This window comes from Leptolyngbya sp. FACHB-1624 (genome assembly GCF_047649235.1).
Taxonomy (GTDB): Bacteria; Cyanobacteriota; Cyanobacteriia; order Leptolyngbyales; family Leptolyngbyaceae; genus Leptolyngbya; species Leptolyngbya boryana.
Window position 1 is genome coordinate 254973 of the sequence record NZ_CP180258.1, and the last position, 23606, is coordinate 278578.

20 protein-coding genes are annotated in these 23606 nt (G+C 47.2%); 6 read left to right on the forward strand and 14 right to left on the reverse strand.

Annotation, left to right across the window (positions count from 1 at the left end; translation table 11 throughout):
* Nucleotides 1-35 precede the first annotated feature (35 nt).
* Both ACMUEV_RS01100 and ACMUEV_RS01105 read right to left on the reverse strand, forming a co-directional pair.
* Nucleotides 36-923, reverse strand: a complete 888-nt coding sequence (locus ACMUEV_RS01100) for a S1 RNA-binding domain-containing protein (protein WP_190649723.1) — start codon at nt 921-923, stop codon at nt 36-38.
* Nucleotides 924-963: 40 nt separating this feature from the next.
* Nucleotides 964-1677 carry a dienelactone hydrolase family protein gene (locus ACMUEV_RS01105; protein ID WP_190649721.1) on the reverse strand — a complete coding sequence of 238 codons (714 nt, stop codon included), beginning with the start codon at nt 1675-1677 and terminating at the stop codon, nt 964-966.
* 392 nt (nt 1678-2069) lie between these two features.
* Between ACMUEV_RS01105 and ACMUEV_RS01110 the strand changes: the two genes are divergently transcribed.
* The gene (locus ACMUEV_RS01110; RefSeq protein ID WP_017291146.1) at nt 2070-3059 is read left to right on the forward strand and encodes a GntR family transcriptional regulator; all 990 of its coding nucleotides are present in this window, start codon (nt 2070-2072) and stop codon (nt 3057-3059) included.
* Between the two features lie 80 nt (nt 3060-3139).
* Here the strand turns inward: ACMUEV_RS01110 and ACMUEV_RS01115 are convergent, their stop codons facing one another.
* The 11 genes from ACMUEV_RS01115 to ACMUEV_RS01165 all read right to left on the reverse strand — a co-directional run bounded on the left by ACMUEV_RS01115 (nt 3140) and on the right by ACMUEV_RS01165 (nt 18102).
* Nucleotides 3140-3316, reverse strand: coding sequence for a hypothetical protein (locus ACMUEV_RS01115; RefSeq protein WP_017291145.1), 177 nt, complete (start codon nt 3314-3316; stop codon nt 3140-3142).
* Nucleotides 3317-3568, reverse strand: coding sequence for a DUF2281 domain-containing protein (locus tag ACMUEV_RS01120; RefSeq protein WP_199329387.1), 252 nt, complete (start codon nt 3566-3568; stop codon nt 3317-3319).
* Nucleotides 3569-3935: 367 nt separating this feature from the next.
* A complete protein-coding gene (locus ACMUEV_RS01125; RefSeq protein WP_190649719.1) occupies nt 3936-4415 on the reverse strand; it encodes a GNAT family N-acetyltransferase in 480 nt (159 codons plus the stop codon).
* A gap of 168 nt (nt 4416-4583) precedes the next feature.
* Nucleotides 4584-6725 (reverse strand): type I DNA topoisomerase, encoded by a 2142-nt coding sequence (topA, locus tag ACMUEV_RS01130; RefSeq protein ID WP_190649717.1) that lies wholly within the window; start codon nt 6723-6725, stop codon nt 4584-4586.
* A gap of 101 nt (nt 6726-6826) precedes the next feature.
* Nucleotides 6827-7243, reverse strand: coding sequence for an alternative ribosome rescue aminoacyl-tRNA hydrolase ArfB (arfB, locus tag ACMUEV_RS01135; protein WP_190649715.1), 417 nt, complete (start codon nt 7241-7243; stop codon nt 6827-6829).
* Nucleotides 7244-7465: 222 nt separating this feature from the next.
* A complete protein-coding gene (locus tag ACMUEV_RS01140; RefSeq protein ID WP_190649713.1) occupies nt 7466-9916 on the reverse strand; it encodes an ATP-dependent Clp protease ATP-binding subunit in 2451 nt (816 codons plus the stop codon).
* Between the two features lie 176 nt (nt 9917-10092).
* Nucleotides 10093-10269: a twin-arginine translocase TatA/TatE family subunit gene (locus ACMUEV_RS01145; RefSeq protein ID WP_017291139.1), complete on the reverse strand. Its 177-nt coding sequence runs from the start codon at nt 10267-10269 to the stop codon at nt 10093-10095.
* A gap of 110 nt (nt 10270-10379) precedes the next feature.
* Nucleotides 10380-12848, reverse strand: a complete 2469-nt coding sequence (locus ACMUEV_RS01150; protein WP_190649711.1) for a beta strand repeat-containing protein — start codon at nt 12846-12848, stop codon at nt 10380-10382.
* A 119-nt stretch (nt 12849-12967) separates the two neighbouring features.
* Nucleotides 12968-16423, reverse strand: a complete 3456-nt coding sequence (locus ACMUEV_RS01155) for an AAA-like domain-containing protein (protein ID WP_190649709.1) — start codon at nt 16421-16423, stop codon at nt 12968-12970.
* Nucleotides 16424-16734: 311 nt separating this feature from the next.
* Entirely contained in the window at nt 16735-17679 is a 945-nt protein-coding gene (locus ACMUEV_RS01160; protein WP_017291136.1) for an SPFH domain-containing protein, read from the reverse strand.
* A gap of 12 nt (nt 17680-17691) precedes the next feature.
* Entirely contained in the window at nt 17692-18102 is a 411-nt protein-coding gene (locus ACMUEV_RS01165) for an NfeD family protein (protein ID WP_017291135.1), read from the reverse strand.
* 176 nt (nt 18103-18278) lie between these two features.
* Here ACMUEV_RS01165 and ACMUEV_RS01170 point away from each other — a divergent pair, with 176 nt between their 5' ends.
* Both ACMUEV_RS01170 and ACMUEV_RS01175 read left to right on the forward strand, forming a co-directional pair.
* A complete protein-coding gene (locus ACMUEV_RS01170; protein WP_190649707.1) occupies nt 18279-20150 on the forward strand; it encodes a PP2C family protein-serine/threonine phosphatase in 1872 nt (623 codons plus the stop codon).
* A gap of 64 nt (nt 20151-20214) precedes the next feature.
* Nucleotides 20215-20472, forward strand: a complete 258-nt coding sequence (locus ACMUEV_RS01175) for a ferredoxin-thioredoxin reductase variable chain (RefSeq protein WP_317135202.1) — start codon at nt 20215-20217, stop codon at nt 20470-20472.
* Here the strand turns inward: ACMUEV_RS01175 and ACMUEV_RS01180 are convergent, their stop codons facing one another.
* Complete coding sequence (locus ACMUEV_RS01180) at nt 20473-20700, reverse strand: hypothetical protein (RefSeq protein WP_017291132.1); 228 nt, start codon at nt 20698-20700, stop codon at nt 20473-20475. It lies immediately after the preceding gene.
* A 156-nt stretch (nt 20701-20856) separates the two neighbouring features.
* Between ACMUEV_RS01180 and ACMUEV_RS01185 the strand changes: the two genes are divergently transcribed.
* The 3 genes from ACMUEV_RS01185 (at nt 20857) to ACMUEV_RS01195 (ending at nt 23554) form a co-directional block, all read left to right on the forward strand.
* Nucleotides 20857-22200 carry a sensor histidine kinase gene (locus ACMUEV_RS01185; RefSeq protein ID WP_190649705.1) on the forward strand — a complete coding sequence of 448 codons (1344 nt, stop codon included), beginning with the start codon at nt 20857-20859 and terminating at the stop codon, nt 22198-22200.
* Nucleotides 22201-22287: 87 nt separating this feature from the next.
* Nucleotides 22288-23016, forward strand: a complete 729-nt coding sequence (locus ACMUEV_RS01190; protein WP_190649702.1) for a DUF2993 domain-containing protein — start codon at nt 22288-22290, stop codon at nt 23014-23016.
* Nucleotides 23017-23029: 13 nt separating this feature from the next.
* Nucleotides 23030-23554, forward strand: coding sequence for a DUF2231 domain-containing protein (locus ACMUEV_RS01195; RefSeq protein ID WP_017291129.1), 525 nt, complete (start codon nt 23030-23032; stop codon nt 23552-23554).
* Nucleotides 23555-23606: the final 52 nt, after the last annotated feature.

Genomic DNA, 23606 nt, shown 5'->3' on the forward strand with positions numbered 1-23606 from the left:
CCAGAGTCGCTGATGCAACAAGATTTATCAGGAACCTATCCGAGTAAGTTTTTCTTAGCTCGTTCTTGCCGCGATTCTGCTTCTTCCATCAGTTTCGCAAAATCTTCGATCGCTTCTCCAGGATAGTTCTCAAACACCCGTGTCGAAAGCGAAATCCGACCGCGACCTTCATCGAGATCCACAATCATCGCCTTAATTTCTTGTCCAACTTTTAGCAGTGAAGACAGCGATTCAACATAGTTCTTGCTGATTTGATTAATATGCAACAACCCTGTTGTGCTATCAAACTCAGCAAACGCACCAAACGGCTTTAAGCTGGTAATCGTTGCAGTTACGACTTGCCCAACTTCTAGCTGGCTGAAATTCACAGTCCGCGCTGCGAGACGGTTCGATAAAACAATCTTGTTACGATCGCGATCCAATTCTAAGAACGTTGCGGATAGGGTTTGTCCTTTCAGCGCTTCTAAATTTTCACGCTCAACCAGATGCGATCGCGGAATAAAGCCTCGCAGTCCTTGAACATCTACAGTCACGCCGCCCTTATTCATGCCCGTGACCCGAACTTGGACACTCTGATTGTTCGCTTGCAAATCGGCTAGGCGTTCCCAAACTTTTCGCACTTCAAGCTGACGCAGCGAAATGGTTACCCGTCCATCTGCATCTTGTTCGCGAACAATAATGAATTCGCGTTCTTCATCTAAGGGCAGCACAGCCGAAACATCATTCACGCGCCGTACACTCGCTTCTTCGATCGGCAGAAACGCAGGAGACTTGCCTCCAATATCAACTAATGCCCCATCGCTTTCGTAGCTAAAGGCTTTACCCGTCACGAGTTTTCCTTTCTGAAACTCATAATCGTGTTGCTCTAAGGCTTTTGCGAAATCTTCCATCGAAAAGGAAGCATCTGTCGATCGAGATGGCATTGGAGATAGGTCCTAAGAAACAAAGTATCAGCTTTCCATTTTAGTCCTTCAATCTCGAAAACAACGCGTTAACTTTCTCCCAAGCATCAGCGGCGGCAGTCGAATCATAATCAGCGCGGCGATCGCAGAAAAAACCATGCCCTACTGGATACCGAAACACTTGGTGATCAATATGGTGCGCTTTGAGCGCCGCTTCAATTTGATCAATGTGTTCAACCGGAATTAACGGATCTTGGGTTCCAAAAAAGGCGTAGAGCGTTCCTTGAATGTCTGGAGTTCGAGAAACGGTCGGCTCACCTCCACCGGGAGTCATCGTGACAATGCCTGCGCCATAAAACGAAGCGGTGGCTTGAATATCTGGCAGGGTTGCCGCTAAATAGGCAACGTGTCCACCAAAGCAGAAGCCGATCACCCCAATTTTCTGAATGCCTTTCGCTTTTAGATAATCGATCGTCGCTTTCAAATCGCTTAACAATTGGTCAGCCTGAGTTTGATCTTTATGTGATCGCCCAAGTTTCGTCTCTTCTTGGCTATATCCGACTTCAAATCCAGGAGCCGTTCGCTGAAAAATAGCGGGCGCGATCGCGATATATCCGGCTTGCGCGAATCGTTCTGTCACATCTCGAATGTGAGGATTCACACCAAAGATTTCTTGAATGACAATGATCGCCGCTGAAGTTGGCGAACTGGGTTCAGCCAGATAAGCATCAATGTCGAGAGATTGGTTAGAAATTTTGATCCAAGAGGAATTCACGATCGTTCACACTGCAACTCTCAGTATTTTTAACCAAAACTTGCCAAAAAAATCAGCAGAAGCTTTATTTATCTTTACAGTTCAAAAAAAGAGAAACCTAGATAACCTACATCACGGATTTTTTCAAAAAAGGCAATCGAAATTCTACGAGTTATACTGTTGCCATTGAGGTGAGTGAAGGGGTTGAAAGCGAGTTAGATTCAAGGTTTAAGCAAGTCAGAAATAATACTGATGCGCCAAAGTAAATCAAATGACAAACCGAAAAAATACCCAACTTCTTTATCCAGTGTGGCACTTAAACTAGTGGACGATAAAAGCAGATTCTGATTAACGAATAATGTAAGGATTTGCACGGTAAAAATTATTTAGAGAACGTAGCTTGAGGCACGGGCATGGTGCAGTTTCATATTCAGCCAGATAGTGATATCCCGGCATCAACTCAACTCTATAACCAGATTTTATTCGCGATCGCATCGCGGCAATTTCCACCGGGACATCGCTTGCCGAGTACGCGTCAGTTGGCAATGCAAACCGGGCTGCACCGCAATACGATTAGTAAGGTCTATCGCCAGCTTGAAGATGCAGGGGTCGTAGATGCCCAAGCGGGTTCAGGAATTTATGTACGCGACCAGGGGCATGATGACACCGCAGCGCATATTAAATCGCCTCTGCTTGAGCAATATCCCCAAGCGCATAAAATTATCCAAACCAGCTTAGATGAGCTTGTGAAACAAGGATGTTCGCTCGGACAAGCACGAGAATTATTTCTAGCAGAAATCGATTGGAGATTGCGGTGTAGTGCTTCGGTTCTGGTCACGGCTCCGCTGCATGATATTGCCAATGGGGAAGTGTTGATGCGGGAGTTAGAACGCGCTCTGGCAATTCCGATGCAGCTTGTTCCAATGGAAGAACTGGCGCAAGTGTTGGATCAGACGCGCTCAAGTACGGTGGTTACGAGTCGATATTTTATTGCTCAAGCGGAAGCGATCGCGATGCCAAAAGCGGCGCGGGTGATTCCGGTTGATATTTATGACTTTGAGCAGGAATTGAAGATGGTGAAGACGATGCCGAAGGGAACTTGCCTCGGGATTGTCAGTTTGAGTGCGGGAACGGTTGGCGTGGCTGAGGTGATTATTCACAGTTTACGCGGAGATGATTTGTTGGTCATGACGGCGCAGGTGAACGATCGCTACAAACTCAATGCGATGGTGAGAACTGCACAGACGATTTTTAGTTTTGATCACGTGAGTTGTGCGACGGTGAAGGCGACGATTTCGGCTTCGCGGGATGATATTATTCGTCCGCCGCAAGTGATTTGTTGCGAGAATTTTATTGTCAGTAAGTCGATTAGTTTGCTGAAGCGCGAGTTAGGTTTAGAGTAAATCGACTGCGACCCAGTCAATTCGTTATTTCTGCTCTATTGACAGGCTGTGGGAGCAGTTTGAAGCTTACTGATGAATCGTCAATACCAATCTGCGATCGCCAGTCCCGAAACTCGGGAAAACTCGTTGACATTATGGGTGACAAGAGTTGCCTGAAGTGTCAGGGTTGTTCCTGCAATTAAAATATCTAGTGAACCAATGGGCAGCCCTTGTGCTTTGAAGTAGTAGATCAGGGTATTGGTATCCAAAACATACATCTAAAGGCTCTCCCGCAGGGTGTCCTGTCCTGATTCAGCACGAATTGCTTCTAGGGTAGGAAAGTCTTCTGCCCATGCTCCATCCAGAGAATAAACGAACTCTGACCAGTCCGTTGAGCTTACTGTACTCAATGATTGATTATCCTTGAGATGTTTAGCATGAATAAATTCAGCAAAAGTCAGGACTTCGTTTGCTTGGTCTTGAGGAAGAGATTTCACGAGTGCATAAATCTGTTCAGCAATTATCATCATTGAGGTTCCAGATTAAAGTGCAGTTTGACAATAAGCATTCTAGTCAGCTATTTTCCAAGCTATCCCTACAGTTTATGTTACTATTGCTCGGTAAATTTCAAGCCTCAGCAGGCTCACTCTAGCCGTTCAACTCGCTCTATCAACGCGACAAACTGTTTTACTGTTTTTTGTGCCTGCTAACCACCATTGAGTTCGAGAAAAGTACCTTGAAGGGTCTGTTACTCATTCTTGTCGAGAACGGAACGTATTACGGACTGTATAGTAAACAACCTAAATAACGCGAACTAACGACCCCGCTCACCCGCCGCTAGTAAATTTTCGTTCTCAACCAACCAACTCGATACGATCGGTGTGCAACGGGATTATGTTATGCAGCAACACTTCTCAGTGACTTGCGAAAGACAATTTTATCGACACCGTCTGTGTAGAAATCGCGAATTCTCGCTTCCTCCACGTAATCATTGTTGCGGTAAAATGCGCGAACGTATTCAAAGTCGTCTGTTCCAGATGTTTCCACTAGTAGCACACGCTCACCGCGCTCAGCGAGCATTTGCTCGACATATCGCAACAACACGGCTCCGCGTCCCTGTTTTTGGTGGTTGGGATGAATAGCAATCAGATAGAGATTCCATGTCCCGTCTGTCATACGTTCTGGCGCAACGTAGGCAACCCCCACTGGCTCATTATCGTAGTCGGTGAGCCATATACCTTGGCTATCTGTTTCGTTACTGAAATGCTGATTTAGCATTTGAGCGAGTTCTTCAATTTGATTTGACTCGAAAAGCCCTGTTGCCTCTGCCAAAGCAAGTAATGCACTTGTGTCATGGGGTATGGTCAATCGAATCATAGAAATTTTTAGTTAAGGCTTGTACATTTTACTCCATGCTTCAAGCACTAACGTTAAGATTTCCCATCGCCTTCATAATAAATTTCTGAGGCATTTGTGGCTAACCGATAACCTTTCAACTATTACCCCAACCGATAGATTGGTCTGCATAACAACACGATCGAACAATTAGGTTGGTTTTAGTTCTCCAAATTTTGGACTCCACCAACCTTTTTCTGTTTGGAAGTAAACCACATCTTTGTGCTTAGGATCTGTTCTGGCTTTGGGATTTGAACAACGGAGTAACGTTTTGGTCTGTCCTTCTTTTTGATAGTCATAGCGTTCTAACGCTTTTCGGCAAACTGGACAGGAAAAATCGGTGAGTTGTGGTTTTGCTAACTCAGATGGATCGCTTTTGGCTTGTGGAGCTTCCCAACGTTTCGATCGCTCAGACCAAAACAAAACAACATTCTCACAACCTTCTACACATTTGAGAAAGTATTTCTTTTTGACTTTGCTACTTGGAACTTTAGCAAGCGGCTTTTCACAGCTTGGGCATCGAGTTCTAGAGAGTTGAAGTTGCTTTGTTGATCGTGGAATGGGCGAATTTGTCAAATGTTGCGGAAGAATTCGCTCTGCTTTTAATAACGCGGGTTCAAAGTACGTCTCATTCCAAGCTGTGAGATACTTTTGCCAATTTTGCTGACCTGCTGCAATGTAATCGAGCGATCGCTCCATCTCAGCAGTGAATGCAGATTGAAGTAAATCCGGCAAAGCATCAGCTAAAAAGCGATCAACATCTAAACCTAGAGCAGTCGGTTGTAGAACTCCTTTCACCACATCTACGTAAGCTCGTTCTTTTAAAGTAAGAATCGTCGGAGCATAGGTGCTCGGTCGTCCAATTCCTTGCCGTTCCATGACTTGAACTAATTTGGGTTCACTATAACGAGGTGGAGGTTGGGTTTGCTTTTGTTCGTGTGCTGCTTGCGCTAAGGTTAAAGCCTGATTGGCTTGCAACAAGGGCAATTCAACATCAGCACTTAAGTTATTCCAGTACTTGCTGTAGCCTGCAAATTCAATCACTTGTCCTTTGGCTTGCCAAGAAATGTTGCCCGATCGGGTCAAAATTCGAGTCTGGCGCACCCGAGCAGGCTGACATTGAGATGCGATCGCACGTTTCCAAATCAACACATACAGGGCAAATTCATCACCTGAAAGTTCGAGTTTCAGGTGAGCCGACGCTCGATTGATATCAGTTGGGCGGATTGCTTCGTGGGCTTCTTGTGAGCCTTTTACTTTTCGATGGTTCGTCACTTTCTTCGGAACATTGTCTGGATCATGGTCTGTGAGCCATTGTCGGGCTGCATTGCAATACTCTGGGCTGAGTTCAATGCTATCCGTGCGCATATAGGTGATATGTCCCGCTTCATAGAGCGACTGCGCGACCTGCATCGTTTTTTCAGGACTAAACTTAAGGCGCGAGCCAGCCGCTTGCTGCAAGCTAGAAGTCACAAAGGGCGGTGGCGGGGTACGGTTTACGATTTTGCCCTCGATCGACAAAATGTGATGCGGATAAGCTTGGGCTTGTTGAACTAAGCGATTGGCTTCAGCTTGGCTGAGCACGCGAGTTGATTCGGGAGTGCTGCGTTCATTAGCGGGAGTTGCATCATCTGGTGTAGCTTCAGCTTCAGGCGTGTCTGAGCCGTGGTAGAAAGCGCGAAAGCCTTCTGCATATTCGACAAAGACATTCCAATAATCTTGTGGGACAAACGCTTCGATTTGACGTTGGCGATCGCACAGAATGTGAAGTGTGGCGCTTTGGACTCGTCCCATTGATTTTGCTCCATTCTGCAATTTCCAGAGCAAGGGGGAGCCTTTGTAGCCGACGAGTTTGTCGAGGACGGTGCGGCAGAGTCCGGCATCGACGAGGTTTTGATTGAGAAGGCGGGGATGAGCGATCGCTCGTTTGACCGCAGGTGCAGTAATTTCGCTGTAAACAACGCGCTGCGGTTGTTTGAGGTGGAGCGCTTGTTGCAGATGCCATGCGATCGTTTCGCCTTCTCGATCGTCGTCGGTAGCAAGGTAGACGGTGTTGACTTTTTGGACGGCAGATTTGAGTTGCGCGATCGTCTCTTTGCCACGGGTTCCTCTGGGGACAAATCGGCACTTGACTTTGCCCGGTTCTAGCTCGAATCCGAGGGAGTCAATGCCATCGCTCGCGAGTTCCCGAACGTGTCCCATGCTGGCTTTCACCAGCCAATCTGAGCCGAGAATTTGGCTGAGTTTTTTCACTTTGCCGGGGCTTTCGACAATCAGGAGCTTGGTAGGCATGAGGCAAGTAAAACGAGCAGAACATAAGAACTATATCTTATTTCGTTTTATGGGGTTTGGCGATTCCTTTCATTGATTCAGGAGCAAACTAGATATCAACGCTACTCATCGGTTACTTTTCCGCGCATCGATTTAATTTGACTGCGGCGAGTTTTGGAATCTAACCGTTTCCTCTGAGAACTGCGGGTCGGCTGACTGGGCTTACGAGGCTTGGGCACAATCATTGCACTCTGAATCAGTGCTCGAAGTCGCTGCAATGCTTCTTCCCGATTCTGCTCTTGGCTGCGATGCTCTTGCGATTTAATGACAATGACTCCTTCTTTTGTGATCCGATGATCACTGAGCTTCAGCAGTTTTTCTTTATAGCGATCGGGCAATGTAGAAGCTTGAATATCAAATCGAAGATGAATCGCTGTGGAAACTTTATTCACATTTTGTCCACCCGCTCCCTGAGAACGGACTGCCCTCATCTCAATCTCATCATCGGGAATACTCACAGTTCTAGAAATTTGTAGCATTGTTCGCTTTTAGCTCTGATTCGCGACGATTGATCCAAATCGCCGTCCAGAATGACAGGATTGTCTGAATGATAGCTTGTTCAAGTAGGCTTCGACGAGGCAGAAGAGGGGTAACTTTCAAGCCTGGTGTGACTTCCTAAAGCGAAGAACACAGAAAAAGCCCTATGTAGATACATAAGGCTTTTGATCAAGCGTTATTTAAGGTAGATTTGCAGAGAAAACCTACGCAGAAGCGGCGATCGAGACGGGCATTTTCACAGCTTTGATCACCACTTGCTGATCATCATCGACATCGGCGATCGCGGTGTCTCCCCTCTGAATTTGACCTGCTAAGAAGGCTTCAGCCAAACTATCTTCGAGTAACCGAGCAATCGCGCGACGCAATGGACGTGCTCCATAACTGGGGTTGTAACCGTCTACAACGACTCGTTCTTTGAAGCGATCGCTGACTTCGAGGGAAATGCCTTGCTCCGCAATCCGAGTTGCCGCTTCTTGAATCATCAAGTCAGCAATCTCAATGATTTCGGGACGAGTCAATTGACGGAATACAATAATCTCGTCCACACGGTTGAGAAATTCCGGGCGGAAATATTGCTTCAACTCGTCATTCACGAGAGTCCGGATGCGATTGTACTGGACGCTATCTGAGGAACCCGTTTCAGTCGCAAATCCTAAACCTGCGCCACCTTTCTCGATCACTTTTGACCCTAAGTTTGAAGTCATGATCAACAAGGTATTCTTGAAGCTGACCGTGCGCCCTTTTGCATCGGTCAAACGACCATCATCGAGTAATTGCAGCATCAGATTAAAGACATCTGGGTGCGCTTTCTCGACTTCATCAAACAGAATGACGGTATAGGGGTTGCGGCGAACCGCTTCGGTCAACTGTCCGCCTTCGTCATAGCCGATATAGCCAGGAGGCGAGCCAATCAATTTCGAGACGGTGTGAGATTCCATATATTCGGACATATCTAACCGAATCATGGCATCCTCTGAGCCAAACACCGCAACTGCCAAAGCTTTTGCGAGTTCAGTCTTACCCACACCTGTCGGTCCTGAGAAAATGAAGGATGCGATCGGGCGATCGGCGCTTTGCAGTCCAACGCGAGCGCGCTTAATTGCTCGTGCGACTGCGCTCACTGCTTCATTTTGTCCAATGACTCGCTGATGCAGAACGTCGTCTAAATGCAGCAGCATCGCTGATTCAGATTCCGTCAGTTTGCTAACCGGAACACCTGTCCAAGATGCGACAACTTGCGCGATATCTTCTTCGGTCACAGTCGGCATTGCAGCCTCTGGAACTCCAGCAGACAATTCGCGTTCAAGTTCTAATTCTCGATCGCGGAGTGTGCCAGCTTTGTCAAAATCTTGCGCTGCGACGGTCGCTTGTTTTTCTTTCTGCACTTGCCGGAGTTCTTTCTTCAGAGCTTTTAAGGCGGGATTGGTATGCCGTAATCGCACTAAAGAGCCTGCTTCGTCGATTAAGTCGATCGCTTTATCCGGCAAGAATCGGTCGGTAATATAACGATCGGCTAATTTTGCCGCTGCTTCTACTGCTGCATCGTCAATGAGTAATTGGTGGTGTTGCTCATAGCGATCGCGCAATCCTCGAAGAATGTCGATCGTTTCTTCAACACTGGGTTCGCCCACCATGACGGGTTGGAATCGCCTTTCTAAGGCGGCATCTTGCTCAATATGTTGACGATACTCATCCAAAGTCGTCGCGCCAATGCACTGCAACAGACCGCGTGCCAAAGCAGGTTTCATCAAATTCGCGGCATCCATTCCGCCCCCGATCGAACCTGCGCCAACGAGGGTATGAATTTCGTCAATGAATAAAATGACGTTACCGGACTGCTGAACTTCATCGAGAATCTGCTTCATGCGTTCCTCGAATTCACCTCTAAAGCGAGTTCCTGCCAGCAACCCGCCCATATCGAGCATAAAGACTTGCCGATCTTGCAAAATCTCAGGCACGGCTTGGTCGTAAATTCGTTGGGCGAGTCCTTCTGCGATCGCAGTTTTACCCACACCCGGTTCGCCGACTAAAACTGGATTATTTTTGGAGCGGCGACCGAGAATTTGAATGACGCGATCGAGTTCCTTCTGCCGTCCAATCATGGGATCGAGCTTTCCTTCTGCTGCCATCTGGGTCAAGTTTGTCCCAAACTCGTTCAGGGCGACTAATTTATTCGAGCCAGTCGCTTTTCGAGGTGCAGTCGGTTGTCCTACTGCCATCGGTTCCGCTTGAGCGCGGGTGATGTGGGCACGGATTTCAGCCGGACTTAGACCCAATTGGCTCAAGACTTTGATGGCAACGCCTTGGTTGTCATCGACTAAGGCTAATAAAATGTGTTCTGCACGAACGTAGCGCATTCCCATCATCTGGGCTTGTTGTAGCGCTCGTTCCAGGATTTGGCGCGTTTTGGGCGTAAAGGGAAGTTCTCCAAACGACGCACCATTTCCATAACCGACAATTTTTTCGACCTCTGAGCGCACTTTGCTTAGGTCTGCGCCCAATTCATGCAAGACCGATACGGCGATCGTATCATCCTGTCTGAGTAAGCCCAGCAAAACTGCTTCTGTGCCCACAGAGTTCTGCCGCAGTCGGCGGGCTTCTTCTTGGGCAAACATGATGGTCTCGATCGCCTGATCGGTGAAGTATTCAAACATCGGGCTTTCTCCACTATGCGAGGTCTGCGTTGACAAATGCGCCAACAGCAGAGGAGCGTGAACTACTTACAGTTGTAAACTTTCCTGTAGTTCTACACCCCACTCTACCGAGGGAATTTGCAAACCAACGAGGGAGGATAACCGTCTAATTTTCTAGGACGACCGTACTTAAGGATTTAGCGATCGTCGCCAGGTTCAATCTCGTCTGGCTCATCCGCTTGGGTCATGCCTTCTTTAAAGTTCCGCAGCGTTTTGCCAAAAGTTCCGCCCAGTTCAGGGATCTTTTTCGGCCCAAATATGAGCAGTGCCACAAGGCAAATGACTCCAATTTCAACCCAGCCTAAATTAAACATCGCGTTTCTCCAATGCCATGTCTTTAAATGTAGCGGTTTCGGGGCTTGTTTCACCTACTGGAGTTGATTGCTCTAGTAGGTCATTAAGATGAATGTAGTTGACGACTTGCTCAATCAACTTGTGAAGTGATATCAGAAGAAACACTACAAGTTGCGGATAGGGTTGTGTGGTTAGGTCGATCCGCGATCAATTCGATGCGACCCGTTTGAGGATTACGATACCAGGAAGTCGCTTCGATTAAGGGCGCTGGCGGCAGGGTTGACGGTGAACTAGTAACGGATGTGGGGCTGAGAGCGCGAAGATCTGCCCAAGGACGATCTCGCACGACACGTTCAGTAGGATTTTCAGGCATTCCCCCACGCCCGGTGATAATAAAACTGCCATTTTTCGCAGATGAACACCCTTCTGCAACTTGCTGACTAGTATCGATAAGCGTTTCCGATAACGTCATTAGCCCAGAATTTGGATCAACTCCGACATTTTTGACTTGAACAGAACCATTCACCCCAAATTCGGAACTCGCTGTAATGTCGTTGTCAGGGGTAAGTTGAGGACGATACTGGAGTCCAACAATTCCCTGAGTTGTAATCTGAATATTGCCGCCGCGACCGCGAACTGCATTGGCAATGATGTCACTATTTTCAAAGCCCGCAAGGATTGGAGCATTGATCATGATATTGCCACCATTTCCTTTTTCACCTGCTCGTGCACTGATCAAACTCTGATGCCGCATAATCAGTGAATCGCGTGCTGTGAGTTCTAGATTTCCCCCTTGACCTACAGTGGTTGAGGTTCTAATCTGACCCTGTCGCTCTAGTAAAATCGAGTCGGCTTTAATCTTGAGATCGCCAGCATTGCCACTGCCAACATTCTCAGCTGCAATAAATCCTTGATTTCGGATAGTGATATTCGGCGAATTGACCACTAAGTTCCCACCATTTCCTGTGGGTAGAGCCGGGAGTCCAAAGATCTGCCGAAATCGGGCGGAGAGCTGCTGCCCGGATGCTGAGATTCGGCTGGGTAAAGCTAAAGCCACATTCGAGCCGTCAATCTCGATCGATTCGCGAGCATTCACCGTTAAACTTCCTGCATTCCCAGTACCAGACGTACTTGCAGAAATCGCCCCAGATGCTCCGAGGACAATCCGCCCCGTATCAATCACGATCGCGCCTGCATCTCCACCGAGAAAGGTTGAAGAAACAATGCTGCTATTACCAGCAATAACTGGATTTTCGCCGATTAGGGAAATGCTATCTGAGCGCAGCTGAATCGTCCCAGTGCCTCGTCCCCCCAGAACACGAGAAATGATGCCTGCTCCATTCCTAGCAATAAAATCTCCAGTCGTAATCGAGATGTTACCACCTCGACCTCCCCCTAAATTGGACGGTGCGCCAATGCCGCTAAAGCGAGTGCCATCAAAGGGTGAAACCCCAAAGAGTTGGATTGAGTCACGCGCATTGACTGAAATATCGCCGCCCATTCCTCCATTGCGGAATGTTGTAGAAAGAATTTCACCTCCATCGCGTGCCACGATTTGCCGGGCTGAAATATCGATGTGAGCACCGGGACTGCTGCCTAGATTCTCACTCAGAATTAAACTTTGATCCCGATTGCGGAGTGCACCGCTTAGTTCTAGTAAGTCTGCTTTGACTTGAATACGACCTGCTGCTTGTGTTCCGTAATGTTGAACAAACAGCATAGAACTGTTCTGAATCTGAATGTCTTTTCCCTGTAGATGAATTGACCCCCCAGGATTGCCACTCGTATCAAGGAGCGAAGCTTGCGTAAGCTGAATATTTGCTAATTTTGCAGTGGTGTCCGCTTTGAAATTCCATTGAGGCAGGGTGGAATCAAACTGAACTGTTCCTGTGCTCAAGCTTGCTAGATTCACCTGCCCACTTTCTGCAATGAGCACACCGCCGTTAAGTTGAATTCCGTTGCCAATGAGCGCTAAAGTTCTTCCGGGTTGCACTTTTAAGCCGACCTGCTGAGGGTTACGAGTGGCAGGTTCTAAAAAGATAGGGAGATGCAGAATCTGATGACCTTGACCTTGAACCTGAATGCTACTCGAACTTTGTCCCATTTGCAGCCCGCTGGGGACGCTCATTGTTAAAAGGGGGGCGGGATTGGGATCGGTTGCAACGAATTGAGAGCCATCTGCAAATTGAATGCGATCGGCGGTTGTCCCTACAAATGATCCGCCAATATTTAAGCGAGCATTTGTCCCAAATAAAATCCCTGCCGGATTAAGCAGAAATAGGTTGGCAGTTCCATTCGCCTGAAGGAGTCCATCAATGTTGGAGGCGGCTCCTCCACTCACCCGACTGAAGATATTAACGACATCAAGCGCATTATCAAACGTGGCAGAGCCACCTGTAGGAATAGAAAACTGGCTGAAGCTGTGAAATAGGTTGGAACTGTTGTTTGGACGAGTGCCACCTGTAATTATAGAATTGGCACTGCCTGTAACAATTGTGCCGAGTGAACTATCAGCAACGACATTTTGAGCGTGAGCCTGTTCTAAGATTGAAATTGTGCCTAAGCTGACTAGCCCGATACAGAGCAATCCACGCATCATCTTTCTCAACTCTCTAAAGCATCGATCATTAGCTGTAGAGTGCCCTGCTGATTCTGCGATCGCGACGATGCTCTACGTCATCTATATTCAGGAGCAGTCTGAGCAGGAATCTATGAGCATTATTGTTGGCAGAGATTCCGGCGATCGTGAACTTCTGGATTTGTCCGCAGATAGTCTTTCACCCAATCACAAGCGTAGGCGAAAGGGTTGAGGACACGAATTGCGTGCAAATCCCAGAGAATGACCTGTCCATCATCATCACCCGAGATCAAATGACGGCTATCTGCACTAAAAGCAAGGCTGATGACGATGCCACGATGACCGGGTAATGTTCTGAGCAACTCTCCAGTGATACTCCAGAGTTTTACGGTATTGTCTACTCCAGCCGTTGCGATCATTTGATGATCAGGACTAAAAGCAACTCGTGTTAATCCTCGGCTCTGCCCAGGAATGCTTTTAATTAAGCTGCCATCTGGTCGCCATAGCCTCAGCATATCGTCACGGCTGACCGAAGCAATCATATCCCCTTGAGCACGAATGGCAGCTCCCCAGATAGCTCCTTGTCCGGGTAGAGTTGCGATCTGCTGACCTTTTGTTGTCCAGAGTTTAGCGGTTCCATCTTCGCTGGCTGAAACAAGCATGTTCCCCTGCGGATTAAAAGTAAGCTTCCAAATTCTTTCTTGGTGAGCAATGAAGCGATGCAGCGGTTTGCCCTCGATCGTCCAAAGTCTGATCGTTTTGTCATCTCCGGCAGATGCAATTGTTTGACCATCGGGACTCATTGCGACTGCATAGACACTCGCTTCGTGCCCAGTTAGCGTTCGCAATCGTTGAAGCGAAAATTGTTTAGAGTCGTTCACCTTCCAGAGTTGAACCGTGCGATTCATATCCCCTGTGACCAGAATTCGACTGTCCTGGCTAAAAGCAACACTGCGGAAGCCCGCTTCTCTGCCTTGAATCGTTTGGATCAAAGTTCCGTTCATGTTCCATAGTTTGAGTGTGCCATCTCCACTCACGGTTGCAATCAGTTTTCCATTCGGACTCGTTGCAACTTCCCAAATGACGTCCTGATGACCATTCAGGGGTCTCAAGAGAGATTGATTTCGCTGCCAAAGTTTGACAGTCCCATCGTCACTCGCAGAAGCTGCCATCAGTCCATCAGCACTTAATGCCACACTGCGAATCACGGCATTATGCTGCTTTAGATGTCGAACTAAAGTTCCATCTGGCTTCCAAAGACTGACAAAGTTATCCGTCCCACTTGTGGCAATAAATTGACCATTTGCACTACAAGCAACCCCAATCATGGGACGTTCGCCTTGGAGAGTTCTGACAAGCTTGCCATCTCGGCTCCAAAGTTTTGCTGTGCGATCGCCACTCACCGAAACAATCAAATTCGTCTGCGGGCAAAATGTGACTTCCCAAACGGCTGCTCGATGCCCTTTGAGTGTTTTGAGCTCCTGCCCCTTCAGATTCCACAATTTGATGACACGATCGACCCCTGCTGAAGCAATTGTTTGTCCATCCGGACTAAAAGCAACGCCCCAAACGGCTTTTGCATGACCAGTTAAGGTCGATCGTAGCTTGCCATCTACTGTCCAAACTTTTACTGTTTTATCTGCACTAGCTGACGCGATCGTTTGTCCATCTGCACTAAAAGCAACTCCCCAAGCTGGAGACTGGTGTGCCTGAATTGTCTTTAACGGAGTACCATTGATGTTCCAGAGATTGACTGTGCCATCTAAGCCTCCGGTTACAACGCGAGAACTGTCAGGGCTGAACGCAACGCGATGCACTGTCGCAGTGTGCTTTAACGTTTTGAGTAAGGTTCCATCTTGCGACCAGAGCTTGACTGTTTTATCATTACTACCAGTAGCAATAACTTGGCTGTCTGGACTGATCGCAACTGTCAGAACTGAGCCTTGATGCCCAATTAAACGGTTAGTTTCATTAGTTGCATAGACTGCTTGCCGTAAAGCAGCTTCTACTTTTGCGATCGTATACGTATCGACGGGCTGGAGTTTGCGGAGATGCTGTTCAGCTTCGATCGCGTCAATCATGGCATCCAACTGTCGATTTGAGGCGAACAAGCCTTCTGAAGAAGAAGCTAAGGCTCGAATTTGGCTCACTCTTGACTCTCGATATTGATGCAGCGCAAATCCGCTAATCCCCACTGCGATCGCAGACAGCACTGCTAAACTTCCAAGTAATGTCTGCTGCAACTTGACAACTTTGCGTTCTTGCAGCAATCGGGATTGGATTTCCCTGGCTTGGGTTGCTTCCAAAGCCTGTTGCATTTCTCGACGATCGCATTGTTCACTACTTGACAAAAACCAATAATCTAAGTCGCTTAAATGTTTGCCTTGACTCCACTGCTGAGCATCTGCTAGCGCTTGCCCTCGTAACAAGCGAGAATCATCGGTTTGCTGAGAAACCATCCACGCATTGAAGGCTTCCGCATAAGGGCGCAATCGGCTCAAGTGTTGATTGACCCACTCTAAGGTGAAAACTTCTCGATAAATTCGATTTTTGACTTGTAGCGTCCCTTGTTGCTTCTTGACTAAACCAGAGAGCAATAATTCGGTCTGTTCCAAACTATCATCACAGGCAATCCCACGGTTTTGTAGCACTTGTTGATAGAGTCCGAGCAACCGTCCTGCCCATTCTTCTCGAAGCAATAAGCGATCGCGAATCGTTCTGAGATGTTCAGGTTCATCCTGACTTTCCCAGTGTTGAAGTAAATGGGTCTGAACCAGTTGATCAATCCAGGCTGGCGAAGCTTCTTCAGGATGTTCAAGCAGGGTGTTTTGAACGAGGTTGCAGAGCTTTTGGGTCAGAAATGGCTGTCCGTCTGTCCAATCGAGAATGTGACGCAAAATCATTTCTGGATCGGGAAAGTTGAGCAATCCACAGAGCAGTGGAGTCGATTCTGTTAATTGAAAGCCCTGTAGCGTGATCGCTTGTCCGATATTGAAGGGAGTCCGAGCGCGATCGGCGATCAGATCACTGGGAGTCGTCACGCCGATCAAGCAAAAGGTTAATCGCTGATAGGCAGGATTGTCTGTGCGCTTATTGAAGCAAGTCCGAATGAGGGCAAAGAAGTCATCTGACGGAAAATTCAGACCGAGAACACTATCAACTTCATCAATAAAAATTACAATTGGATCTTGAACTTGAGTCAGTAAAACGATTTCGATGAATTCACCCAAACGATTGACTCGTGAGAGATGAGCATGTGACTCCCACCACTGGGATAGATGAATATCGAGTTGAAATCGTCTGACAAGAAAAGCAGCGATCGTAGCGTACCATTGCTCGATCGTGATTTGTTGGGTACCGATTTCGGTCAGATCGATCGTGACGCAACTGACTCCTTCTGCTTGTAGTCGTAACGCAGTTTGCACCCGCAAGCTAGATTTGCCCATCTGCCGCGCATTGAGCACATAGCAGAACTCCTGATTGCGCAAGGCTTGAAATAAATCTTGATCGGCTTGCCGATAGACATAGCTGGTAGATCGAGGCGGTAGACTGCCCCCAACCTGATAGACAGGTTTAGGATGTTCAGAAGTAATCACGAGCGTTCGATAAGCTTGGGTAGATTTAGCACTCTATCAAACCTTGACACACTCGATTTCAAATTTGCTCGCATTCTAAATCTTCTGTGGGAACAAGAAGATTTAATACTGAATCGAGCAGGTTTGCGAATGAGAGATTTCTCTCAATTTGTCGCATTTTAACTGGGCTGAGCGCTTAAACTCTGGCGTTTCCCCGGATTGAACACTGTTGCAACCAACTTTTGGCGGAAAATAGAGAATGACTTTCCGCACAATTTACCCGCCAAAAGTTGGAGTTTTTAGAGAACTCCAACTTTTGATAGTTCGAGAAGCTAAGCTTTGCCGTTCTCATCGACGATCGACAGCATTCCCTGTAAGGTTGCTGGAATGCTGCGAGGATCCATAAACATTACCTTGCTGCTTCCGCTCTGACCCACAGTTTTGCCCATATCCAGATAGCCGAGTGCCAAGAGGACTTTACCTGCTTCAGCCGCACGTACATCATCTTTCAGGGCTTGAGTCACAATCTGAATTGCTTCAGCAGTTGCTTGAGCTTTCAACACGGCTTGCTGACGTTCTGCTTGAGCTTTCAGAACAATACTTTTCTGCTCAGCTTCAGCAGCCAAAATCACTGCTTTCTGACGCGCTTCTGCATCGAGAACTTGCGCTTCTGCTTTACCCCGAGCTGAGTTGACCGCAGCTTCTCGCTCACCCTCAGAAGTCAAAATTGCTGCCCGCTTGCGACGTTCTGCCGACATTTGCAATTCCATTGATTCTTGGACGGCTTTCGACGGCACAATATCTCGCAACTCAACCCGCGTAACTTTGACTCCCCAAGGATCAGTGGCAGTGTCGAGTTCTCGAAGTAAGATTTCGTTGATTTGCGATCGCGCCGTGAACGTCTCATCTAATTCCAACTGCCCCATCTCGGCTCGAATCTGGGTCAACACGAGATTCACCATTGCCGATTGTAGATTTTGCACTTTGTAATAGGCTTTCTCCATATCGACGATGCGCCAATAGACGACAGCATCCACCGTGATCGAAACGTTATCCCGCGTAATACAGCCTTGCGGTGGAATGTCGAGCACTTTCTCTCGAATCGTTTCTTGGAATGCCACGCGATCGAGTCCCGGCAAGACAAAATTTAACCCTGGCGAAAGTTTACGATCGTAGCTTCCTAAACGTTCAATCAGGGCTTCATTTCCTTGCTGAATAATTTTGACGCTTGAAACTGCACCGCCGCCCACGACTAACGCAATCAACCAACCCCACATAAATTTTTCTCCTTAAATATCTTCGGGCATGACAATTAAAGTTGTTCCCTTGCGTCCGACGACATAAACGCGGACACCTGCGGGAATATCGAGATGAGAACTTTCACAGCGCGCCGCCCAAGAGTTGCCTTCATAGCAAACTCGCCCCAGTTGTCCCGACCGGATTTCAGTGAGGGTTTCAGCTTCACTGGCATCGAGTTTTAAATTGGCACGGCGATTGACGAACCGACGGGAAAACAGCACCATCGCGATCGACAAGATCACCCAAACAATGGCTTGGAGATTCACAGGCAACCAGTGCGCCACCATTGCAACACAAAACGCACTAATCCCCGTGACAAAGGCGACAAATGCGGTTGGCAGAATGAATTCGACTAGACACAATCCCGCCCCAAGCAATAGCCATAGAACAGTAGGATTCATAGAGACATTGAGTTTCCAGTTTGAGGAATTAAAATGTAGCGTTCCCCCGATGAGAAGTCATGCTTTAATACAGACTTCAAACCGCAAATGCAACATTCCGGCAATGACTGTAGCTTTTCCACTCAGTCGGCGCTAAGATGCACTGCGATTCGCTTCTTCATCCTAGCTTCTCCCTTATGAATTCCACGTCTAATCTTCCCAACTATACGTCGGCGCTGGCGATCGATCGGTCTCAAGCGCAAGGGTTTCACTATCTCTGGGCAGTAGGAGCGACCGCCCAAAATCAGAAGCCTGGCACAACAATCGCGGCTCGTTATCAGGTGAAGGCAGCCCAAATCTGGCTAGATACCCAACCCGAAGTCGATCCTCAAGTGCCGCTTGCCGTCTCGGAAATCGCACAGACTTATATGCTGTTGTATCCGTATCGGCTGCATGTGCCAGAAGTGTATGGAGTTTGCCGAGAGGGCGGCGACGAGATTCTACTGTTGGAAAACGTGCCGCTCACTGAGAACGGGGAATTGCAGCCGTCGATCGCGCAAGTATGGCATCAAGGCACTGCGACTCGGCAGGTCTATTGGCTCTGGCAAATGCTGGAATTGTGGACTCCTCTGTCTGAATTAGGCGTGGCATCGAGTTTGTTATCGCCGGAGCAGGTGCGGATTGAAGGCTGGCGGATTCGATTACAAGAGTTGATTTTTGACGAAGGACAGACGAGCGAATCCTTTAATCGACCGACGCTCGCAAATTTGGCGCAGAGTTGGCTCGTGCTATTGCCGGATGCCAAGCCGATTATTGCCGATAAGCTACAAGCGCTGTGTACGTTGATGCAGGCAGCAAATGTCAGCTATCGCGATATTTCAACGCAGTTGAATGCGTTATTGCTCGAACAGGCGGCGGCGTTGCCGTTGCGATCGCAAGTCATCGGGGCAACTGAAGTTGGAAAACGGCGATCGCATAACGAAGACACTTGTTACCCGTTACACACGAAGACGCAATCGTTTGATGAATTATCGGCGCGATTAACGATCGTCTGTGATGGAATTGGCGGACACGATGGCGGAGAAGTGGCAAGTCAACTCGCTGTGCAATCGATTCAACTGCAAGTCAAAGCGTTATTGTCGGAAATCGCGCATCAACCCGAACTTTTGCCGCCGGATTTGATTTGTGATCAACTCGCCGCGATCGTGCGAGTCGTGAATAATCTCATCGCCGCTAAAAATGATGCTCAGAATCGCATGGCGCGGCGACGCATGGGCACGACCTTAGTGATGGCGTTGCAGATTCCCCAATGCGTTACGCTCACGAGTGGGTCTGTTTCTAATAACGGTCACGAACTGTATATCGTCAATGTCGGTGACAGTCGCGCCTATTGGATTACGCCAGAATATTGTCACCAATTGACCGTCGATGATGATGTTGCGGTGCGAGAAGTGCGAATGGGTCGATCGTTGTATCGAGAAGCGCTGAAACGCCCTGATTCGGGCGCATTGACGCAAGCGATGGGAACTCGTGAAGGGCATCATCTCCATCCGAGTGTCAGACGCTTCATCATCGAAGAAGACGGATTATTAGTGCTGTGTTCAGACGGCATGAGCGATAACGGCTTTGTCGAGCAATCTTGGGCAGATTATGCAGAACTGATCTTGCAGGATAAATTTTCGCTAGAGTCGGCGGTGAAATCTTGGCTCGACTTTGCCAATCAGCGCAATGGGCATGACAATGCTTCGATCGTGCTGACGCACTGTCAAGTTTCATCCTCGCTGCCGGAATTGCGATTGCCGATGTCATTTGTGACTGGGGAAGACGATCAGGATTTACCCGCTCCTGTCGTGATCCCGCCGACTGAAGTTGTCCCACGGAAACGCAAGAGCCGGATTTGGCTCAAAACTTTGCTGGTTCTGCTGTTGGGCGGTGGTACTGCACTGGGAACTTGGTATTATCGAGATCCGGTGGGAATGGAGCAGCAAATTAAAGGGATGGAGCAGCAGATCAAGTCGAAAGTCGAATCATTGCGTCAATTCGTGCCTAACGATTTGCTGAAGCGATAGAGCGATTGACACGCATTATGCAAAGATAAAAAGGTTATCTATCGTTCATACAGGGCAAGCGACTGTGGTGAATCTTGCGGAAAGAGGGACACTCAAGGTTATGAATATTGGCGATCGCGTTCGAGTTAAAGAATCAGTGGTGGTGTATCACCATCCAGAACACCGCAACGAGGCATTTGATATCAAAGGTCAAGAAGGTGAAATTATAGCGATCGTCAAAGAATGGCAGGGTCGTCCGGTGAGCGCAAATTTTCCTTATCTCGTCAAGTTTGCTGGCAAGTTTCGTGCTCACCTGCAAGAATTTGAACTTGAGGCGATCTAGCTAACTGGATCTGCGTCGAAACCATCTGAATACATTGACATCGCCGCGCATTGTTTCCAGTTCGCGGCGATGTTGCATTGAAACGGTTGCGTACCATTCACAATAGCGATCGTGCTCATCTCGCGATTGAACTTCATAGTAAAACTGATGTGTCGTTCGATATATCTGAAAGATTTCTGGTTCGACGGGCAATGTTGGCACGAACCAGCGATGATCTCGGATCGGCATAGATGAAGAGAGATTGGGTTGGCTTGTGAACAATCTAGCGTACTTTCTCAGAATCCTGCTCTCTTGATAGAGTTGTCTATCTTAAAAATTTGCAAAAATAGTCACAGAAATTTTTATATCTTTATTCATTTCGTATTTTCAGGGCGATCGGACATTATGAGCCATGAATCAGACAATCTTCGCGATCGTCAAAAAATTGCTGATCAATTAGATACAATCGATGAGCGATTTAATCAAATCCATGAAGCGGTCAATCAATCTGATTCTTCTGATACATTTTCAGATTATCTCAACGCGCTTTCAGAAGCATTATCAGAATTAAAAGTCCTTGAACAAGAAGTGTGCCGTCAAAATCAGCAGCTTTTTGAAACTCGACACGCGCTTGAAATTGAAAGACAACGCTATCAAGAATTATTTGAATTTGCTCCGGATGGATATTTAATTACCAATAAACATGGCAAGATTCAAGAAGCAAATCGCGCCGCTGCTGAGCTATTTAACATAGAAAGAAAGTATATTATCGGCAAACTTCTGATGAATTTTGTCTCAGAGGAGCAGCGAAATATTTTTCGATCGCTCTTGGTTCAACTGCAATCGGTTGAACAAGTTCGAGAATGGGAGATGGGATTTATCACTCAAGATAGACAGAGATTTGAAGCAGCATTAACGATCGCGGCTGTCAAAAACAATCGGGGGGAAACGGCTGCTTTGAGATGGATTTTACGCGATATTTCGGCTCGAAAAGAAATCGAATCTCAACTGAGAGCCATTCAAAAACAGAATTTAGAATTAATTGAATCGGTACAGTTAAAGGAGCAGTTTATTTCAACGATGTCGCATGAATTGCGAACTCCTTTAACTGCCATTATTGGATTTTCCAATTTACTTTTAAGGCAGTTTCATCAGCAAGTTCCGCCGCATCATCTTCGATTAATCGAACGAATTTTTCAAAACGGGAAGCACTTATTGGGCTTGATTGAAGATATTTTAGATTTTTCTAATTTACGAGCCAATCGCTTTGAGTTGAGGCTAGAAACCTTTGATCTGATTGAGTTGATTCAAGCAACCGTTCAAGAAATGCGATCGCTCTCTGAGCAAAAGAGTTTAGACCTGGATGTCCAGTTTGAAAGTCACTCCCTTCTCGTGACGAATGATCGCATTCGGCTGAAGCAAATTATCGTCAATCTGCTCTCAAATGCGATCAAATTTACTCATTCAGGTTCAGTTTCTGTGAAAGTGGAAGTCAGGAAAACTGGGCGAATTGCGATCGTGGTTCAAGATACGGGAATTGGCATTGATGATAGTCAATTAGACGCGATTTTTCAGGAATTTCGACAAGTAGATCAATCTTCCACTCGACTACAGAATGGCACAGGCTTGGGGTTAGCGATTACAAAATCTCTCACGCAACTGATGGGAGGAACGATCTCCGTTCAAAGTCAGGTTGGGCTTGGCTCAATGTTTACAGTGGAACTGCCGACTCACGTTGCCTCCCTCTAGGCATAGGTCTAGCTCTATCAGTGTGCAGATTTAGAGCCGAGATGAGATGTTCTAGAGTAGCGCTGAATGATGGCACAGGAGAGGGACATGCCCGATTTAGGTGAACAGGCAGTCAGTAAAGTTGCAGAGCTAGGAATTAAAAGCCAACTGGATGAGGTGGAAACCTTAGACGTTGAAATTGAAACGGATCCGCTCAAAATCATGACAGGCGCAGTCGATTCAGTTGCGATCGAAGGCGAAGGCATGGTGATGAAGCAAGACTTGCGGATTGAGAAAATGGAACTCAATACGGGAGCGGTTGCAATTAATCCTTTGAGCGTGGCATTTGGAAAGATTGAGCTTGCTCATCCGACTGAAGCAGAAGCGATCGTGACTTTAACTGAAGCAGATATCAATCGTGCATTTAACTCCGATTTCGTCCGAGAAAAAATGCAGAACTTAAATGTGCATGTGAATGGTGAACCTGCCACCGTAGACATGCAGAAAATTGAATTTGGATTACCTGGAGAAGGAAAAGTTTCTTTAGCAACTGATGTACTTTTGCAAGCCAGCCAAGAAAGAAAACACGTTGCATTTACAGCAGTTCCAAAGATTAGCGAATCTGGACAGCAAGTCGTACTTGAAAATGTTGAACCGACTGATAATCAAGAACTTTCTCCAGAGCTAACTGAAGCGTTACTCAATCAGTCAAAAGAGCTATTGAATCTAAGCAATTTTGAGCTTGAGGGAATGTCTTTGCAGTTAAAGCGGTTAGATGTTCAGACCGGAAGAATGATTCTGGAATCTGAAGCAATTGTTCATCAATTTCCAAGTTAATTAGGAGAACACTATGACGAAAACGACACCGGATATTCCTTTATTGATCGAATCAGATGAAGCAGAATTGCGCGATAGTGGCGTGCCTAGCACCGTTCATATTGCTAAGCATCCGCTGCATCCACTGATTGTGACTTTTCCGATCGCATTTCTCACAGGTACATTGGTAACAGATGCAGCGTATTGGTTTACTAGCGATCCATTCTGGGCAAGAGCTTCATTTTGGCTACTGGTTGGAGGACTGGTCACAGGTCTCGTTGCAGCAGCAACTGGAATGAGCGATTTTCTCAGAATTGGGCGCGTTCGGGAGCACAGTGCAGGCTGGGCGCATATGGTAGGAAATATTGCAGCTTTAACTTTATCTGCGATCAATTTATGGTTGAGATGGGGCAACGAAACGGGTGCAATTTTGCCGACTGGAATGATTATTTCGCTATTTGTGTCTGCAATTTTAGGAATTACTGGATGGTATGGAGCAGAGCTAATTTACCGACATAAAGTTGCAGTAATTGGAGTTGGCCCAAATCGCCGTCCTTAGTATCTATCTCACCTTTGAAAGATACGATAACTCACCGTTTGAAAGAGGTATA

Excerpts from the sequence above, each read along its gene's own strand:
- ACMUEV_RS01100 (WP_190649723.1), bottom strand. The coding sequence starts at position 923 with ATGCCATCTCGATCGACAGATGCTTCCTTTTCGATGGAAGATTTCGCA.
- ACMUEV_RS01110 (WP_017291146.1), top strand. The coding sequence starts at position 2,070 with ATGGTGCAGTTTCATATTCAGCCAGATAGTGATATCCCGGCATCAACT.
- ACMUEV_RS01115 (WP_017291145.1), bottom strand. The coding sequence starts at position 3,316 with ATGTATGTTTTGGATACCAATACCCTGATCTACTACTTCAAAGCACAA.
- ACMUEV_RS01120 (WP_199329387.1), bottom strand. The coding sequence starts at position 3,568 with ATGATGATAATTGCTGAACAGATTTATGCACTCGTGAAATCTCTTCCT.
- ACMUEV_RS01125 (WP_190649719.1), bottom strand. The coding sequence starts at position 4,415 with ATGATTCGATTGACCATACCCCATGACACAAGTGCATTACTTGCTTTG.
- topA (WP_190649717.1), bottom strand. The coding sequence starts at position 6,725 with ATGCCTACCAAGCTCCTGATTGTCGAAAGCCCCGGCAAAGTGAAAAAA.
- arfB (WP_190649715.1), bottom strand. The coding sequence starts at position 7,243 with ATGCTACAAATTTCTAGAACTGTGAGTATTCCCGATGATGAGATTGAG.
- ACMUEV_RS01140 (WP_190649713.1), bottom strand. The coding sequence starts at position 9,916 with ATGTTTGAATACTTCACCGATCAGGCGATCGAGACCATCATGTTTGCC.
- ACMUEV_RS01145 (WP_017291139.1), bottom strand. The coding sequence starts at position 10,269 with ATGTTTAATTTAGGCTGGGTTGAAATTGGAGTCATTTGCCTTGTGGCA.
- ACMUEV_RS01150 (WP_190649711.1), bottom strand. The coding sequence starts at position 12,848 with ATGATGCGTGGATTGCTCTGTATCGGGCTAGTCAGCTTAGGCACAATT.
- ACMUEV_RS01160 (WP_017291136.1), bottom strand. The coding sequence starts at position 17,679 with ATGTGGGGTTGGTTGATTGCGTTAGTCGTGGGCGGCGGTGCAGTTTCA.
- ACMUEV_RS01165 (WP_017291135.1), bottom strand. The coding sequence starts at position 18,102 with ATGAATCCTACTGTTCTATGGCTATTGCTTGGGGCGGGATTGTGTCTA.
- ACMUEV_RS01170 (WP_190649707.1), top strand. The coding sequence starts at position 18,279 with ATGAATTCCACGTCTAATCTTCCCAACTATACGTCGGCGCTGGCGATC.
- ACMUEV_RS01180 (WP_017291132.1), bottom strand. The coding sequence starts at position 20,700 with ATGCCGATCCGAGATCATCGCTGGTTCGTGCCAACATTGCCCGTCGAA.
- ACMUEV_RS01185 (WP_190649705.1), top strand. The coding sequence starts at position 20,857 with ATGAGCCATGAATCAGACAATCTTCGCGATCGTCAAAAAATTGCTGAT.
- ACMUEV_RS01190 (WP_190649702.1), top strand. The coding sequence starts at position 22,288 with ATGCCCGATTTAGGTGAACAGGCAGTCAGTAAAGTTGCAGAGCTAGGA.
- ACMUEV_RS01195 (WP_017291129.1), top strand. The coding sequence starts at position 23,030 with ATGACGAAAACGACACCGGATATTCCTTTATTGATCGAATCAGATGAA.